Origin of the sequence: Streptomyces sp. NPDC051217, from assembly GCF_044455465.1 — a bacterium.
Classification (GTDB): Bacteria; Actinomycetota; Actinomycetes; order Streptomycetales; family Streptomycetaceae; genus Streptomyces.
On record NZ_JBITEV010000017.1, the window covers coordinates 13,027 to 30,514 of the forward strand.

Genomic DNA, 17,488 nt, shown 5'->3' on the forward strand with positions numbered 1-17,488 from the left:
CTCTCCCGGCTGATGCCGGGAGATTCCCACTCACCTCGCGGTGACGCGCTGGGCGCGCCTGACGACTGCCCTCCCGGCAGCCGGGATGAGCGCGAGGCTCATCCGGTACTGGTGCAAGACCTTCCGGGCTGCGTTGCGGTCGGCGTCTCCCGAGCAGCCGCAGTCCGGGTTCTTGCACATCAACACGGCCTCGCTCTCCCGGTTACCGGGCGTGTGACGGGAATGCTCCGTGGCAGTGAGCCGACAAGGTGCCCCTCGCCGTCCCTGCCGTCGACAATCCGCGCCCTCACAACAGCGGTCGAACCCTCACTATGAGGGGCGAAGAACGGGCTCGACCTCTGCCAGGCTGTCGTGCAGCCGACGAGCCCCGCGGGCAACACGATCGTCGGCGGCGCCCAACATCTCCTCGCAGAGCCGTAGCGCCTCGTCCAGGTCGCCCGAGAAAACGCTGAAGACATCGACGACTGCGGTGTGGATCCAATCGGCATGGTTGTCGTTGGCGGCTGCCAGTGCGGACGCAACTATCGTCAGTCCGACCTTGTCCATCCGCCGAAGCAGGCCCTCCGCGGTCCGCCGAGTGACAAAGGTGTCACCAGGATCGAGCACGAGCCCCAGCAACGGCTCTACGGCCTCCCGCATCTCTGCGAACCCTGCCAGGCTGTGACCGGCATCCGCCCGGTCACGCCAGTCGTCGCTTCGCCCGAGATCGCCAAGCGTCACGACGACCGCACGCCGTAGGCCACTGTCCACGGATTCGCCCGCCCCTCCCACGATTCCGGTCAAAGTACCACTGAGGCGCCCTACTCGATGGTCGACCGGACAGGTCCTAAGCGGGTCGCGGTCACGGTCGCGGAAGTGGCCGTCGTCGTACCGAACTTCAGCGAGTTGGAGGCCGGGGTGATGAGAAACCGGTGCCGGAGAGGGTGTCCTTCGCGCCCGCCTTGATCAGGAAGGCTGAAGACAGCCGGATCTTGCTCCACCGTGGCCGACGGTTCACACACCAGGGCGGCAGCCTGGGCCGCGCGAGCAGCCGGCGCTGGAGACGTTTGCCGCGTAAGGTCCCCCGCTGCCCATGTCGGCTCGTGATCCGGTCGGCGCACAGTTCGCCCCGGAGGGCGAGCGAACGCCGGACGGACCCGCACGCGCGCTCTGAACCGTATGGGCGGGATACGGGTCAACTCCTCCCATGTAGGGGACGGTTGAGCAGGCAACAGGATCGTTTCCGGCTGAAGGGCCGTGGGCAGCATGACACGGCCCTGACAACGTTTTCACACGGGCACCGACTCACCTCCCGCTGCTCCCCACCCACAGACAGGGACGACCTTGCTGGCACCACGAAGACCCCGACGGCTCGCCCATGTCCCGGCCTGGTCCGGGGCCCTGCTGATGACGGCGGCTCTGACGGCGGGCCCTGCCACCGTCCCGGCCACGGCTGCTGGTCCCGGCTCCCCCACCGCAGCCGGCGCGTTCACGACCACCTCTCAGGCGGCCCCGGACCACGCCACCGTCACGCTGATCACCGGCGACCAAGTGGTGCTGGACGGCGAGGGCGCCGCGGTCGGCATCCTGCCCGCCAAGGGCCGCGCCGGCATTTCCGTCCAGATCGGCCGCACCGGCGACCACACCTATGTCGTCCCCGCCGACGCCGAGGCGCTGATCGACGCGGGCAAGGTGGACCTCGCCCTGTTCGATGTCGCGAAGCTGAACCGGCCCGAGTACCGCGAGATCGCGGACGGTGGCGCGCCCGTGCTCGTGCGGTACACCGCCGACGACGCGGCGGCCAGACAGCGGCTGCGGGCGGACACCGACGCGAAGGTCCGCGCGCTGCCCTCCGTGGACTCCGACGCCGTCGTGGTGGCCCCCGGGGAGGCGGCGACGGCCTGGGCCGCGCTCACCGACACCGCGGACGACAGCAGTGAACTGGCCCCGGGGGTCGCCTCCTTGCGTCTGGACCGCGTGATGAGCGCCGCGCTCGACGTGAGCGTGCCGCAGATCGGGGCGCCGGGCCAGTGGCAGGCCGGCTTCGACGGCACCGGCGTGAAGATCGCCGTCCTGGACACCGGCATCGACTCCACGCACCCCGACCTCGCGGGCCAGGTCGTCGCCGAACAGAACTTCTCCACCGACGCCGAACTCCAGGACGCCAACGGGCACGGCACACACGTCGCCTCGACCGCCGCCGGCTCCGGGGCGGGCTCCGACGGCCGGTACAAGGGCGTGGCTCCGGGGGCCCGGCTGATCAACGGCAAGGTCCTCAACGCCTCGGGCTCCGGCCTGACCTCGGGCATCCTGGCCGGTATGGAGTGGGCCGTCGCGCAGGGCGCCGATGTCGTCAACATGTCCCTCGGCTCCGCGGACGAGCCGGGCAGCGACCCGCTGGAGGAGGCCGTCGACGCCCTCTCCGACCAGGCGCTGTTCGTCATCGCCGCAGGCAACTCCGGCTCCGGCTCGGGCACGTTGTCGACCCCGGGTGTGGCCGAGAGCGCGCTGACCGTGGGCGCCGTCGACAAGCGGGACGCCCTCGCCTCCTTCTCCTCGCGCGGACCGCGCGCGGACGGCGGCGTCAAGCCCGACGTCACCGCGCCCGGCGTCGCCATCACCGCTGCCGCCGCCGCGGGCACGCGCCCGGACGACCCGCGCCCCGCGCCCGGTTACGTCACCCTTGAGGGCACCTCGATGGCCACCCCGCACGTGACAGGGGCAGCGGCCCTGCTCATGCAGCGGCACCCGAACTGGAGCGGCCCGCGCGTCAAGGCCCTGCTGACCGGCTCCGCGCTGCCCGGCGACCACGGCGCGTACGAGCAGGGCACCGGGCGCATCGACCTGACCCGGGCCACCACGCAGACCGTCGTCGCCGAGCCCGGCCCGCTGAACTTCGGTGAGTTCGAGTGGCCGCACACCGACGGCGAGCCGCGCACCCGTACCGTCACCTACCGCAACCTCGGCGACCGGCCTGTCACCCTCGACCTCACCGCCACCTCCGCCGGTCCGGACTCCGGCCCCGCCCCCGAGGGCCTGTTCACGCTCGGCAGCGACCAAGTCACCGTCCCCGCGGGCGGCACCGCCGGTGTCGAGGTGACCGCGGACCCCCGGGTCGGCGGTGAGACGACCGGCGCGTTCGCCGTGACGGTCGTCGCCACCGGCGGCGGCGCGACGGTCCGCAGTGTGGGCGGCCTGGACCGGGCCGCCCACGTCTACGAGGTCACCGTGAAGGCGACCGGCCGCGACGGTCTGCCCCCGGACTACTTCGGCTGGGCCGCCTGGTTCACCGGTATCGGCAACGACTCCTTCGTGCTGCTCAGGGGCGAGGACGGTACCGCCACCGTGGAGCTGCCTGCCGGTGACTACACCCTGACCGGCCGCAACTTCGCCGAGTCCGGCGGCATCGACAACCTCGTGGCCCCGAAGCTGACCGTCGACCGCGACATGACGATCTCCTTCGACGCGCGCGACGCCCGCCCCGTCGAAGTGACCCTGCCGGACCCGGACGCCACCGGTGTCTCCACCTTCATCTCGACCGCTGTGCGCTCCGGCGGCAGTGAGACCATCTCCAGCATCGGGCTCGCCTCGGGCCTGGGCGACACCCGCACCGCGCTGATCGGCGACCCGCCGGCGCGCGGCGAGGTGACGTCGTACTTCCTCTCGCACTGGCAGAGCGGCTCGACCGAATACCACGTGGCCCACACCCTGCGCGACAGCTTCTACACCGGTCACGTCCAGCACGTCAGAAAGCGCGACCTGGCCGAACTGACGATCCGTCAAGGTACCTCTGTGCCGGGGATGCTGGGGGCGAACTGGACCCTGCTGCCGGGCACCGGCACCGCCGCCGTGGGCGCTTACAGCGATCTGCCGAGCACCCGGACGGTATACGTCCAGGGCGGCTACGTCTGGGGCGGGCACACCCAGCAGCTCGATCCCACCAACGGCCGCAAACTCGCGGAGTACGAGCTGCCCGCGCGTCGCCACGCCGCCGGGGCGAGCCGCACGGAGACCTTCAACACCGGGGTGTTCGGGCCGTCGCTCGGCAACGGCGGCGGGCTGGTTCGCGACGGCGACACGCTCGCCGGGAGCATCGCCCCGTTCACCGACGGCGCGGGGCACGCCGGCGGCAGCGTGTACGACACCGACTCCGCGACCACCACCCTCCACCGCGACGGCAAGCTCTACGCCACCGCCGACGGCCCACTCGACGAGGTGCGTTTCGAGCTGCCCCCGGGCAAGGCCCGCTACCGGCTGGAAACCACGGTCGGCCGGGCCTCGGCCGGGTTCGCCTCCGTCACCTCCAAGGTGACCTGGCAGGCCGAGTTCACCTCGGCCCGCACCTCCTCGCCCGTTTCCGTCCCGGTCGGCGCGGTCCGCTACACGCCCCGGCTCGATCTCGCCTCCACGGCGCCGGCCGGCGTCCGGTACCAGGTGCCGGTCGCCGTACAGGGGTCGGCCGCCGGCCACGGACTCGCGTCGCTCGCGGTGTCCGTGTCCTACGACGGCGGAAAGTCGTGGCGGCCAACGGCGGTCCGGCACGGCGGGATCACCGTGGTGAACCCGGCCGCGGGCGGGTCAGTCTCGCTGCGGTCGGCGGTCCGTGACCGCGACGGCAACACGTTCGGCCAGACGATCATCGACGCCTACCGCACCCGGTGACCGGCCTCCGCCGCATCCGGTGACTCTCGGCTCCGCCCGCGTCCGCACCTCGGGGCGCGGGCGGAGCCATGCCGGCGTACCGACAGCACGGCAGTGCCGGTGGAGGAGGACCCGGGGCTTGACCTGAAGGTCGCTTGAGGTTCTACGGTCCTCCCATGAGTATGGAGTCCACAGCCTGGACGCAGTTGCACAACGTCATGAACGCCCGCCCTGAGCGCAGGCCGTTCGCCCGCGCGACCCTCCGGAGAATCGCCGGCTTCGCCCGGCCGCACCGCCGCCGCATCATCCAGTTCGTCCTGCTCGGGGTCGCCACCGCGCTGCTCGCGGTGGCGACTCCCGTCCTCGCGGGCCGCGTTGTCGACGCGATCGTGTCCGGCGGCGACGAGCGGCTCGTGGTCCAACTCGCTCTGCTCATCGCGCTCATCGCCCTCGCCGAAGCCGGCCTCGGCCTCCTTGGCCGCCGGCTCTCGGCCACCCTCGGCGAGGGGCTGATCCTGGACCTGCGGATCGCGGTCTTCGACCACGTCCAGCGCATGCCTGTCGCCTTCTTCACCCGCACCCGTACCGGAGCCCTGGTCAGCCGGCTCAACAACGATGTGATCGGTGCTCAGCGCGCCTTCAGCAATACCCTCTCCGGTGTCGTCAGCAATGTGGTGACGCTGATACTGACCCTCGCGGTGATGCTCACACTCTCCTGGCGCATCACGCTCCTCGCGCTCGTCCTGCTGCCCGTCTTCGTGATGCCCGCGCGCCGGATGGGCACGCGTATGGCGAGGCTTCAGCGGGAGGCAGCCGACCTCAACGCCGCGATGGGCAACCGGATGACCGAGCGATTCTCGGCACCGGGCGCGACCCTGATCAAGCTGTTCGGGCGGCCTGCCGACGAGTCCGCCGAATTCGCGGCGCGGGCCCGCAGGGTGAGGGACATCGGGGTTCGTACGGCCATGGCGCAGTCCACGTTCATCACTGCCCTGACACTCGTCTCCGCCCTGGCCCTGGCGCTCGTCTACGGGCTCGGTGGCTCCTACGCCCTGCGCGGCAGCCTCGACCCCGGCGCGGTGGTCGCGCTCTCCCTGCTGCTCGTCCGCCTCTACGCGCCGCTGACCGCGCTCGCCGGAGCGCGCGTCGAGGTGATGAGCGCCCTCGTCAGCTTCGAGCGGGTCTTCGAAATCCTCGGTCTCAAGCCCCTCATCGTGGAACGACCCGACGCGCGGCGGGTTCCCGACGGGCCCGTTTCCGTCGAGTTCGACGCCGTACGCTTCGGCTATCCCTCCGCCGACAAGGTCTCCCTGGCCTCGCTGGAAGAGGTCGCCTCGCTCGACACCCGCGGCGGCGCCGAGGTCCTCCATGGCATCTCGTTTCGCGCCGAGCCCGGACAGACGGTCGCCCTCGTGGGCTCGTCCGGCGCGGGCAAGTCGACCATCGCGCAACTGCTCCCGCGCCTCTACGACACCGACGGGGGCGCCGTCCGTATCGGCGGTGTCGACGTACGCGACCTGTCGGCCCAGTCCCTCCGCACCACGCTCGGCATGGTCACCCAGGACGGTCATCTCTTCCACGAGTCCGTTCGCGCGAACCTGCTGCTCGCCCGGCCCGAAGCCACCGACGACGAACTGTGGGACGTCCTGCGCCGGGCCCGCCTCAGCGGTCTCGTCCAGTCACTGCCCGACGGGCTCGCGACCGTCGTCGGCGAGCGCGGCTACCGGCTCTCCGGCGGCGAACGCCAGCGCATGACCATCGCCCGGCTGCTCCTCGCCCGTCACCGTGTCGTGATCCTCGACGAAGCGACCGCGCATCTCGACAACACCTCCGAGGCCGCGGTCCAGGCGGCGCTCGCCGAAGCTCTGGAAGGCCGTACCGCCGTCGTGATCGCGCACCGGCTCTCCACCGTACGGGCCGCTGATCTGATCCTCGTGGTCGAGGACGGCCGGATCGTCGAACGGGGCACGCACGAAGACCTTCTCCGTGCGGACGGGCGCTATGCGGAGCTTTACCACACGCAGTTCGAGGGCGGGGAGACGGGTGAAAGCGTCACGCACGACCGGGATCCGGGCAAGCCGGATCCCCGCGACCTCCCGCCCTGTCCCGACCTGAGCGCCGGGGTCACCACAGACGTCGCACCCGCGGCCGGGTAGCGAGCGGCCGGTGGCGCGGATGCCGGCCGCGCGAGGGCCAAGCAACCGCGGCGTTTGAACGCCGTGGTTGCCGACACTCGTACGAGGGGCGTCGAGCCGGACCATCGCCCTGCCCACCAGCATTCCGAACAGCCGAGAACGGCCCCCTGGACAAACCGACGGGCCGTCACAAAGATCGAGGCCAGGTCATACAGGGCGGATTCACGTGGACCAGACGCCCTCTGAGACGAGTATCGCCGCGTTTGCGTTCCGCCCTGTTCTCGCACAGGCCCTTGATGAGGGCCAACTCGAATAAAGGGTGTGTATGTCCGGCATAACCAGATCAACACCGCATGATCCGCAGGAAATTGTTCGTCAGGTACGGGCGGGCACGCTCAGCCGGCGGAAACTGCTCAAGATGTTCAGCGTGTCCGCGGCTTCGGCCGGGCTGGTCGCAGCAGGGCAGACCGCCTCCTCCGCCCAAGGCCGCCGCTACGACTACGTCATCGTGGGAGCCGGCTCAGCCGGCTGCACGCTGGCCGCACGATTACTGGCGGATTCACATGCGAGCGTGCTGCTGATCGAGGCGGGAGGGTCGAATGATCTGCCGGAGGTACGTGATTTCACGAAGTCGGGCACGCTGACCGCCCCCTGTTCCCCGCTCAACTGGCACTTCCAGTCGGAGCCTCAGGCCGCCCTGATGAACAGGCCTCAGTCATTCGTGTGCGGCAAGCTCGCGGGCGGCAGCAGTTCCATCAACGGGATGGTGTGGGTCCGTGGCAATCCCGGCGACTACGACAACTGGGCCGCACAGGGCGCCGAGGGCTGGGACTACGCGAGCGTGCGCCCATCGCTGGACGCGCTGACGGGACCGATCCGCCCGTCGGACCAGCTGACACGGCGTAACGCCCTGTCACGGGCCACTCTGGAAGCCGCCGTCGACCTCGGGTACCGGTACAACCCCGACTACAACGGCGCCGGCCAGTTCGGCGCCGCGTACACACAGCTCAATGTGGTCAATCGCATCCGCCAGGACGCGTTCACCACATTCCTCGCGCCGTATCTCACCGATCCCCGGCTGACGGTCGTCACAGACGCCAACGTCACGCGGCTGACGTTCGACCGCCGAAACGCGATCGACCGCGTCGTCATCGAGTCGGGCGAACGCGAGTACACGGTCAAGGCAGAGCGGGAGGTCATCGTCAGTACGGGCGCGGTGAACACCGCTCGTCTGCTTCAGCTGTCCGGCGTCGGCGCCGCCGGCGACTTGCGACCGCACGGCATCGACGTCGTGATCGACCTGCCCGGTGTCGGTGCGAACCTGCACGATCACCTGATCTCCGTCGTTTCGCGAGCGCTCAGAGCTCCCGAGCCGGAATCCCACATCACCGCCATGGACGTCAACGTCTTCACCGGCCAAGGCCGGGTGCCGGGCACGCCGCGGTTCGAGTTCCAGACCTACTACTCGCGCGTCGGTTATCCGCCGGCCCCGGACGAGTCCACGTCGATCGGGGTGATGAACCTGCACCCGACCAGCCGCGGCTACGTCAAGTTGCGCTCAGCCGACCCGCACACTCCGCCCGTCATCCAGCCGAACTTCCTCCGGACGCGGGAGGACCTCGAGAACTCCCTTGAGGGCTTCGAGCTCTCCCTGGACTTGATGAACGCGAGGCGACTCCGTCAGTGGGTGAGGGACGAGAACGTCGTGCCCGACACACCCGTCAGGACCAGGAAGGAGAAGATCGCCGCGCTGCGTGCCTTCTCCCAGTCCGACTTCCACACCGTGGGTACCTGCCGCATGGGCACCGACGCGCTCGCCGTCGTCGATCCCCAACTGCGCGTGCGCGGGGTCAGTGGTCTGCGCCTGGCCAGCGCCGCGATAATGCCCAGCATCACCTCGGGCAATACGAACGCCCCGTCCATGATGATCGGCGACCGTTGCGGAAGGCTCATTCTTGGCCGCGGGTGACGGCGTGCCGGGCACCGCCGGAGGACGCGGGGCCCGGCACCCGAGGGTGGTGCCCGTCCGGGACCGGGTGACGCTCGGATGCGGCCTTCGCATCGTTCGCCCGCGTCTCCCCGATCCCGTTTCGCCGCTTCGTCAGGGCTCACCCCGTCGTGGGTGTTTCCTCGCGGTGCAGAGCGTGAGCGGGTGGCCGACGATCGAAGGAGACCGCCAAGGACCGCCGAGAAGGGACTCGCATGTACAGCGACAAGCTCGGGATCTATCTGAATGATCACCTGGCCGGTGCCACTTTCGGCGTCGGGATCGCCCGGCGCATCGCCCACCAGCACCGCCACTCGGTACGCGGCGCCGACCTGGCGCGCATCGCCGAGGAGATCGCCCAGGACCGGGTGACCCTGCTCCAGATCATGGACTCACTCGGCGTTCCCGCCCGCCGCTACAAGATCTACGGAGGCTGGGCGGCCGAGAGGCTCGGGCGCCTCAAACCGAACGGTGTCCTGTACCGGCGCTCCGGGCTCAGCACATTCGTCGAGCTGGAGACCCTGCGGCTGGGAGTCGAGGGGAAGACCCTCATCTGGCGCACGCTGCTCGTGGTGGCGTCAGCGGCGGCCCAACTGGATGAATCCCAGTTGCGGAGCCTGCTGGACCGGGCGCGGGAACAGATCGACTCGCTGGAGGCAATGCGGCTCACGGCAGCGGCAGCGATCTTCTCCGACCGAAGTGCGCCGGTGACTTCGGACAGCCCGTGAGACTGAGCCCTCGTCGTCGACGATGGCGGCACGGGGAACATGCCGAACATCAGGTTCGAAATCAGGCCGAACCTCGCTACCGCCCCGGCGACCACCTACTCCTCGATGGTGTGGAATCCGGCCCCCGCGCCGGTGACGGACCGATGGAGTCCCTACCTGGACGCCACCACGACCGGCACGTGGTACCTCACGGGCAATGCGGGGACCGTGACCGGGTGCACGGGGAGCCGTACGCCCCCGAGGCGTGCGCGGCGTTGACGCGCTTCCCGGCGAGCCGGTGGTGCTCGGCACCCGGACCGCCAACGACCGCGCGATGCCCCTCGCGGCGACGCCGGGGTTCACCGAGAGGGAGCGGCCAGAGGTCCGGCCCGCGGCGCGTACCCGTCCGCGCTGTGCCACGGCCCGGCCCCGCCCCGCTGAGCACGGGCTGACACCATGGAACCGGTTGAGCCGTACGGCGGAGTACGCCGCAGACGACGGAGGAGCCGTCCCGTGCCACTGACCTCGGAGCCGTTGCGGAAGTTGGGCTTCCTGACGATCGGCCTGTTCGACCCGGCAGACCCCCGCCGCGGGCACGAGTCGACCCTGGAGATAATCGAGTTGGGGGAACGGCTGGGGTTCGACAGCGCGTGGGTGCGGCACCGGCATCTCCAGTACGGCATCTCCTCCCCTGTCGCCGTCCTGGCCGCCGCCTCGCAGCGCACCAGCCGTATCGAGCTGGGCACCGCCGTCATCCCCCTCGGCTGGGAGAATCCGCTGCGGCTGGCCGAGGACCTGGCGACCGTCGACATCCTGTCCAAAGGACGGCTCAACCCCGGAGTCAGCGTCGGCCCCCCGATGCACTACGACCAGGTCAAGGGGGCGCTCTACCCCGACACCGCCGACGCCGAGGACTTCGGTTACAAGCGGGTACGGCGGCTGCTGGACCACGTACGCGGTGAACCCGCCACGCGGTCGGCGGGAGTTGAGGGCTTCGAGGTCTTCTCGGACCTCGTACAACCCCAGGCGTCCGGTCTGGGACGCCGTATGTGGTACGGAGGCGCGAGCCTGCGGTCCGCGCGGTGGGCCGGTGAGAACGGGATGAACTTCCTCACCAGCAGCGTGGTGAAGGCGGAGGACGGCGAAGGGCCGGGCGCGGCAAGAGACTTCGCCGCGATCCAGCTCTCCCATGTCCGCGCCTTCCGCGCCCACCACCCCGACGGCGACCGCGCCCGGGTCTCACAGGGCCTGGTCGTGATCCCGACCGATCATGCGACGGCGGCGCAGCGCGCCAAGTACGAGGAGTACGCCCGTACCCGCCTGCCCCGCACCGCCACGCCCCAGGGCCCGGCCCGTCTGATGTTCGCGCCCGACCTCGTCGGCCCGTCCACGGAGATCGCCGAACGGCTCCACGAACACGCCGCGTTCCAGGAGATCGACGAGGTCGCGTTCGCGCTGCCGTTCACCTTCGACCACGACGACTACGTCCAGATCCTCACAGATATCGCCACCGGCCTCGCCCCGGCTCTCGGCCACCGCCCGACCGCTCCCTGACGGGGCCCGCGGGGCTCGTCCACCCGCGCTTCAGACCCGTGGCCCCGACGCCCCCGACCCGGGCGGCCCCGGCACCGTGCCGGTCGCCGGGCCCCGCACCGCGTCCGGGTGGGACGCCGCGTGGGTGACGAAGATGTCGTGGAGCGTGCGGACCGCTCGGGGCATCGAGGACGACGGGCGGCGCTGGATCACCATCAGGACCTCCGTGTCGTCGTCCGCCAGGGGACGGCAGGTAATGGCGCCCTGCCGCTCCAGGGGGTCGCCGAGCACGCTGAAGGCGGGCAGCACCGTGGAGCCCAGGCCCTCGGCGACCATCAGTTTGCCCATCTCGGCACCGTCCGTGGAGTACGAGAAGGAGGGCGGCCGGCCACGGAGCAGGCGGTGGACGTAACGGTGCATCACATAGCCCGAGCGCATCACGATCAGCGGTTCCGTGAGCAGGTCGGCGACCCGGACCGTACGCATCGCCGCCAGCGGGCTGTCCGGGTGCAGGCACACCACCGCGCGGCAGCGCAGCAGTTCGGTCGTCTCCAGGTCCGGCGGGCGGTCGTCGCCGGCGAGGTAGTTCACCAGGCCGAGATCCAGACTGCCCTCCAGAAGCTCCCGGTGGATGTCGGCCTGCTGCGCGCCGACCACCTCGACCTGGGTGCCGGGCCGCGCCTCGCGGAATTCCCGTACGGCCGGCACCAGCAGCGGCACGGTGGCCGCGCTGACCGTACCGAGCCTGACCATCCGAGTGGTGTGGTGCTGGTGGTCCGCGGCCCTCCGCAGCCGGTCGACCGCGTCCAGGACGCCGATGATGTGCGGCAGCAGCGCCCTTCCGTCCTCGCTGATCTTGGCCCCGGACCGCTTGCGGTCCAGCAGGACCACACCCAGCTCGCGCTCCAGATTGCGGACGGTCTCGCTCAACGCGGGCTGGGAGATGTGCAGTTCCTCGGCCGCGCGGCGCAGCGATCCCAGGCGGGTGACCGCCTCCAGATAGGTGAGCTGTTCGATCCGCACGACGGCCTCATGCCCGCTGAATGAAAGGGAGACCCTACCAGTCCCTCGTGAATGCCGTCTCGACCCGGCGGCCCGGCATGCGTACTCTCGATGACGTGGGCCATTCCCAGTCGGCGCCGGTCCCGGCGCAACGGATCCTGACGCGGCGACGTCATATCGACCTCGCCCGTGTCTCCAGTGCCTTCTGTTGTCGCGCGGCCTGAGGGGCAACGTCCCTGCGTGGCACGTCAGTTCGACATTTCCGGACTCGTCGGCCGCGGTGCCCGTAGACCGCGTCGTACCTGGCGACAGGTAGCGCGTACCGCCCCCTCTCCCCCGGGCCGTCAGGCGGCGGACGCCGGCCTCCCCTCCGAGGCCGCACCCCGGAGCAGATCGCCGAGCGCGTCGTCGCGTACAAGCGGCTCGGTGTGGATCTACGGGAGAGGGAGACCGAACTCCTCGCATCCGAGGAGAAGGTGGGCCGCACCGCATCCGGGCTCCTCCAGTCCTGACCCCACCCGTCCGCCCGACCGCCTGTCCGCCCGTCCGCCCGTCCATTCCCCCATTCACCCGAACACGGAAGCGAGCTCTCATGGCCACCGTTCTGTCCGTCTCGGGGAGTCCGTCCCCGACGTCACGCACCGCCCGTCTGCTGCGGCATCTCGACGCGGCGCTGATCGCCCAAGGCCACCAGGTCGTCCCCCTCGACGTCCGTACCCTCTCCGCCGAGGCCCTGCTGGGCGCCGACTTCGCCCACCCCGACATCAAGCGCGCCACCGAGCTGTTCGCGCGCGCGGACGGCGTCGTCATCGGCACCCCGGTCTACAAGGCCGCGTACTCCGGACTGCTGAAGTCTCTGCTCGACCTGCTGCCGCAGTACGCACTGGCGGACAAGGTCGTCCTCCCGCTCGCCACCGGCGGCTCCGTCGCGCACGTCCTGGCCATCGACTACGCGCTCCGCCCGGTGCTCTCGGCGATGGGGGCGACGCACGTCGTGCCGGGATGGTTCGTCCTGGACCGGCACATAGTGGCCGCTCAGGACGGGTCGACAGAGATCGAGGAAAGCACGGCAGGGGCACTCGACCAGGTACTCGCGCAGTTCTCCACCGCCCTCGGGAGCGACGTGCTCCTCCGCGCCGCGAGCTGAGCCTCATCTCCCGCTGTCCGCCCCTGCCTCCCCGCCCTCTCTTCTCTGGAGACCGCTGTGACCGTGACCACCCATGTGATCGCCGACGACGCGGAAGCCCTGCGCACCGCCGCCGCTCTCGCCGAGGAGTTCCGGGCCGGTGCCGCCGGGCGGGACGCCTCCCGTACGCTGCCGCACGCCGAACTCGACCGGCTCACGGCGACCGGCCTGCTGGCCGTCACCGTCCCGGCCGCGTACGGCGGCGCCGGCATACGCGCCGAGACGCTCGCCGAGATCTTCCGGCTGCTGGCGACCGCCGATCCCAGCCTCGCGCAGATCCCGCAGAGCCACTTCGCGTACGTCAACGTGCTCCGCGCGCAGGGCACCGAGGAGCAGCGGAAGTTCTTCTTCGGCGAGCTGCTCGCGGGGCGCCGGTTCGGGAACGCCCAGTCGGAGGCGGGGACCCGGCACATCCAGGACATCCGGACCCGCCTCGAACCCCTCCCCGACGGCTCGTACCGGCTGGACGGTGTCAAGCACTACGCCACCGGGGCCCTGTTCGCCCACTGGATCCCGGTGCTGGCCCGTGCCGCGAACGACGACCCGCACGTCGCGTTCGTACCGCGCGACACCGACGGGGTGACGGTGGTGGACGACTGGGACGGCATGGGGCAGCGCACCACCGCCAGCGGAACGGTCCGGCTCGACGCGGTCGCGGTGCCCGCCGACCGGGTGGTGCCGCACCACCTCACCTTCGAGGGCCCCCAACTGCACGGCGCCGTAGCACAGTTGCTGCACGCGGCGATCGACGTCGGCATCGCGGGCGGCGCGCTTGCCGAGGCGGTCGAGTTCGTACGGACGAAGAGCCGGCCGTGGTTCGAGAGCGGCTTCGAGCGGGCCGACGAGGACCCCCTGCTCATCCAGCGGTTCGGCGAACTGGCGATCCAACTGCGGGCGGCCGAGGCCTTGTTGTCGGCTGCCGGGCGCTCGGTCGACGCGGCGTCCGCCGACCTCACCGACGACAGCGCGGCCGAGGCGTCGGTAGCGGTGGCCGCCGTACGGGCCTTCGCCGCGGGCGCCGCCGTCGACACGGCCAGCGCCGTCTTCGAGGTGTCCGGCACCCGGTCCGCGCTGGACGCCCTCAATCTGCACCGGCACTGGCGCGACGCCCGCACCCACACCCTGCACGACCCTGCCCGCTGGAAGGTCCAGCACATCGGGCGCTTCGTCCTGAACGGCACCCGGCCGCCGCGCCACGGCCTCCTCTGAGCCGGTCCCCGGGCCACCTGAACAACCCACGCGTTCTCCGGACCTCCGCACCTCCGGACCTCCTGATACCTCCGCCCGATCGATCGGAGACCGACACCGATGAGCCTCACCTTCCACTGGTTCCTCCCCACCTACGGGGACAGCCGCGACGTCGTCGGCGGCGGGCACGGCGTCCCCGTCGGCGCAGCCGGGGGCCGACGGCCGGCCACCCTCGGCTATCTGACCCAAATCGCCCGCGCGGCCGAGCAGTTGGGCTTCACCGGCGCCCTGACACCCACCGGAGCCTGGTGCGAGGACGCCTGGCTGACCACCGCCATGCTCGCCCGCGAGACCGAACGGCTGAAGTTCCTGGTGGCCTTCCGCCCCGGCTTCGTCGTACCGACCCTGGCCGCCCAGATGGCCGCCACGTACCAGCGCCACACCGGCGGCAGGCTGCTGCTCAACGTGGTGACCGGCGGCGAGAGCCACGAGCAGCGCGCGTACGGGGACTTCCTCGACAAGGACGCCCGCTACGCCCGTACCGGCGAATTCCTGCACATCGTGCGGGAGTTGTGGCAGGGCAGGTCGGTGGACTTCGGGGGCGAGCACCTGCGGGTCGAGGACGCCGGGCTGACGCGGGTGCCCGATCCCGTGCCCGAGGTCTACTTCGGCGGCTCTTCCTCCGCGGCGGGAGAGGTCGCGGCCCGGCACAGCGACGTATATCTGACCTGGGGCGAACCGCCCGCGCAGGTCGCCGAGAAAATCGCGTGGATCAGGCGGCTGGCCGAGGCCCAGGGGCGTACGGTGCGCTTCGGCATCAGGCTGCACGTCATCGCGCGGGACACCGCGGACGCCGCCTGGGCCGAGACCCGGCGGCTGCTGGCCGGTTTCTCGCCCGAGGCCGTACGGACCGTCCAGGCCGGGCTCGCCCGCAGCGAGTCGGAGGGCCAGCGGCGGATGCTCGCGCTGCACGGCGGCAGCGACGACGGGCTGGAGATCTCGCCCAACCTGTGGGCCGGCATCGGTCTGGTCCGCGGCGGCGCCGGGACGGCACTGGTCGGCAGCCACACCGAGGTCGCGGAACGCATCACCGAATACCACCGGCTCGGTATCGACGAGTTCATCCTCTCCGGGCATCCGCATGTCGAGGAGGCGTACTGGTTCGGGGAGGGTGTGCTGCCGCTGCTGGCCGCCGAGGGGCTGTGGCGCCACCCCGAGGCGGGAGCGGCGGGCACGACGGATGATCTGGGCGGTGTCCAGGTCCCGTTCGCGGGCGGGATCGGGGCCGCACGCTGACCGGCGAGGGCGACCGGATCGTCATCGAGACCCTCGGCGCCGCCACGGTCCGCTCGGATCGGTCCGGCAGCCGGTCACCGCCACGCTCGCCGAGGTCGCCGCCGACCCTGGCATCGCCTCGATCATCAGCCCTTACAGCCGGCAGGGGGTCACGAAGGTCACCATCGTGTTCGCCGGTGAACCGCGAAATGCGGGCCGTCGGCAGCACGAAGACGGACACCCGGGGCCGTATGGGCCATTCCGTCCCCGGGGACCCCGGGGACGGCCGGTTTCACACCGTCACAAGCCCATGCTCCCCAGCCAGCTGCGTGTGACAGCGGAGGAAGCCTGCCGCACGGCGGCGTCCGCCGCCGCTGCCGCCAGGCCCGGCGTCGCGGGAGCAGTGGGAGCGGAAGGCGCCCGGGTGTCCTCGGTAGCCGGCTGCATGAACCACACAGGGGTACCACCCGGATCGGCGACCCAGAGGCCGACACGGAGGTCACCGCACACCCACAGCACCCCGTAGCCGTCCGTCATACGGCGCCAGGTAGCGGCGGGCACAGCGCCCCGGTAGCTCCTGACAGCCTCCCGCTGCGGACTGAGCAAGGTCACGGTCGCCGTAACGGACCGACGCAGCAGAGGCTCCGGACCGTCGAGCCGGCACGGCCACGCCTGCCACCGCATCTCGGCGAGCTGGGGAGGGAGTCGGCCCGACACACGCCGGTGAAAGAGCAGAAACAGCAGCCCGACCAACAGGGGCAGAGGCCCCAGGCCGAAGAGCGCCGCTCCCCAGGAGCTGAACCGCACAAGACAGCCCCCTCCCCCGCACAACGCCGCGCCGAGGACAGTCAGCCCCACACCCCGGTTCCTCAGATTCCGCCGCTCCTGATCGGCCCGGTCGCGCATCCAGCGCTCCGTCGCCGGATTCTCCTTGGCGGACCTCTCCGAGATCCAGTACCCGTACTCCTCCGCAAGCACAGCGCCCCCACCTGATCGCCCAAGCCAGCCACTGCACACGGACGTTCACTCCGGGACAACGGTTCCCTCCCCCAAGCGCGGCTGACCGACCATGGAGCCAGGCCGTCGCACACTGCCGGACAGCTTCGGCGAACAGACCGAGGCCGTTTGGCGCACGTCGCCCCCGCGGCCCCGCGCGGTCCGGACGGACGCGGCCGAACGTGTGAGCCTTCCGGGCAACACCGTCCCAGCCGCGCCGATGAGACGGATTCGCGGCCGTCACGGGCGGCGGTCGAGTGGCGCCAGGGGCGGTTCTTCGTAATGTCGGTAGGAGCCGACACCGCACGTCTGCCGCCAGTCCCCCCCAAGGAGAGCCGACATGACCGCTTCCGCCGCCCCCGGGTCCTCCCGACGAGCCGACAAGGACATCACCGGGTTCCAGGCATCCCCCCAGTTCGCCCAGGCACTGCAGCAGATCGTCGTGGACCTGATCGAGCTGAACATTCAGGGCAAGCAGGCCCACTGGAATGTGGTCGGCCACAACTTCAGGGACCTGCATCTCCAGCTCGACCAGATCATCGACGACGCCAGGGAGGCGGCCGACACCATCGCCGAACGCATGCGGGCGCTCGGAACGGTCCCCGACGGGCGCTCCGACACCGTGGCGGCGACCACCACCCTGCCCTCGTACCCGACGGGCGAACAGAGCGTCAGCACCGTGGTCGACCTCTTCACCGTGCGCCTGCGGGCCGCCGTCGACACCGTGCGTACCTACCACGACCAGGTCGACCGCGAGGACCCCTCGACGGCCGACCTCCTGCACAGCATCATCGACGACTTCGAGAAGCACGCCTGGATGGTCAGCGCGGAGAACCGGACCGTCTGAACACCGGGCACC

General features: G+C 70.8%; 13 protein-coding genes. 10 read left to right on the forward strand and 3 right to left on the reverse strand.

Annotated elements, in window-relative coordinates; genetic code table 11:
• Nucleotides 1–309 precede the first annotated feature (309 nt).
• A complete protein-coding gene (locus ACIBBB_RS30020; RefSeq protein ID WP_398987491.1) occupies nt 310–750 on the reverse strand; it encodes a hypothetical protein in 441 nt (146 codons plus the stop codon).
• A 573-nt stretch (nt 751–1,323) separates the two neighbouring features.
• Here ACIBBB_RS30020 and ACIBBB_RS30025 point away from each other — a divergent pair.
• The 5 genes from ACIBBB_RS30025 to ACIBBB_RS30045 all read left to right on the forward strand — a co-directional run bounded on the left by ACIBBB_RS30025 (nt 1,324) and on the right by ACIBBB_RS30045 (nt 11,003).
• Nucleotides 1,324–4,641, forward strand: coding sequence for a S8 family peptidase (locus tag ACIBBB_RS30025; RefSeq protein ID WP_398987493.1), 3,318 nt, complete (start codon nt 1,324–1,326; stop codon nt 4,639–4,641).
• Nucleotides 4,642–4,796: 155 nt separating this feature from the next.
• The gene (locus ACIBBB_RS30030) at nt 4,797–6,776 is read left to right on the forward strand and encodes an ABC transporter ATP-binding protein (protein ID WP_398987495.1); all 1,980 of its coding nucleotides are present in this window, start codon (nt 4,797–4,799) and stop codon (nt 6,774–6,776) included.
• Nucleotides 6,777–7,173: 397 nt separating this feature from the next.
• Nucleotides 7,174–8,724: a GMC family oxidoreductase gene (locus ACIBBB_RS30035; protein ID WP_398987497.1), complete on the forward strand. Its 1,551-nt coding sequence runs from the start codon at nt 7,174–7,176 to the stop codon at nt 8,722–8,724.
• Nucleotides 8,725–8,957: 233 nt separating this feature from the next.
• Nucleotides 8,958–9,470, forward strand: coding sequence for a hypothetical protein (locus ACIBBB_RS30040; RefSeq protein ID WP_398987499.1), 513 nt, complete (start codon nt 8,958–8,960; stop codon nt 9,468–9,470).
• Between the two features lie 492 nt (nt 9,471–9,962).
• Nucleotides 9,963–11,003, forward strand: a complete 1,041-nt coding sequence (locus ACIBBB_RS30045; protein WP_398987501.1) for an LLM class flavin-dependent oxidoreductase — start codon at nt 9,963–9,965, stop codon at nt 11,001–11,003.
• Nucleotides 11,004–11,033: 30 nt separating this feature from the next.
• On the opposite strand, the gene ACIBBB_RS30050 is transcribed toward ACIBBB_RS30045, so the two are convergent.
• The gene (locus tag ACIBBB_RS30050; protein WP_398987503.1) at nt 11,034–12,005 is read right to left on the reverse strand and encodes a LysR family transcriptional regulator; all 972 of its coding nucleotides are present in this window, start codon (nt 12,003–12,005) and stop codon (nt 11,034–11,036) included.
• Between the two features lie 77 nt (nt 12,006–12,082).
• Between ACIBBB_RS30050 and ACIBBB_RS30055 the strand changes: the two genes are divergently transcribed.
• From ACIBBB_RS30055 to ACIBBB_RS30070, 4 genes are all read left to right on the forward strand, one after another.
• Nucleotides 12,083–12,208, forward strand: coding sequence for a putative leader peptide (locus ACIBBB_RS30055; RefSeq protein ID WP_398987505.1), 126 nt, complete (start codon nt 12,083–12,085; stop codon nt 12,206–12,208).
• A gap of 368 nt (nt 12,209–12,576) precedes the next feature.
• Entirely contained in the window at nt 12,577–13,131 is a 555-nt protein-coding gene (gene ssuE / locus ACIBBB_RS30060) for an NADPH-dependent FMN reductase (RefSeq protein WP_398987507.1), read from the forward strand.
• Nucleotides 13,132–13,194: 63 nt separating this feature from the next.
• Nucleotides 13,195–14,379: an SfnB family sulfur acquisition oxidoreductase gene (locus tag ACIBBB_RS30065; protein ID WP_398987752.1), complete on the forward strand. Its 1,185-nt coding sequence runs from the start codon at nt 13,195–13,197 to the stop codon at nt 14,377–14,379.
• 99 nt (nt 14,380–14,478) lie between these two features.
• Nucleotides 14,479–15,654 carry an LLM class flavin-dependent oxidoreductase gene (locus ACIBBB_RS30070; protein ID WP_398987509.1) on the forward strand — a complete coding sequence of 392 codons (1,176 nt, stop codon included), beginning with the start codon at nt 14,479–14,481 and terminating at the stop codon, nt 15,652–15,654.
• Nucleotides 15,655–15,933: 279 nt separating this feature from the next.
• On the opposite strand, the gene ACIBBB_RS30075 is transcribed toward ACIBBB_RS30070, so the two are convergent.
• Nucleotides 15,934–16,611, reverse strand: coding sequence for a hypothetical protein (locus tag ACIBBB_RS30075; protein ID WP_398987511.1), 678 nt, complete (start codon nt 16,609–16,611; stop codon nt 15,934–15,936).
• Nucleotides 16,612–16,969: 358 nt separating this feature from the next.
• Here ACIBBB_RS30075 and ACIBBB_RS30080 point away from each other — a divergent pair, with 358 nt between their 5' ends.
• On the forward strand, nt 16,970–17,476 hold the full coding sequence (locus ACIBBB_RS30080; protein WP_398987513.1) for a Dps family protein: 507 nt from the start codon (nt 16,970–16,972) through the stop codon (nt 17,474–17,476).
• The last annotated feature ends 12 nt before the right edge of the window (nt 17,477–17,488 follow it).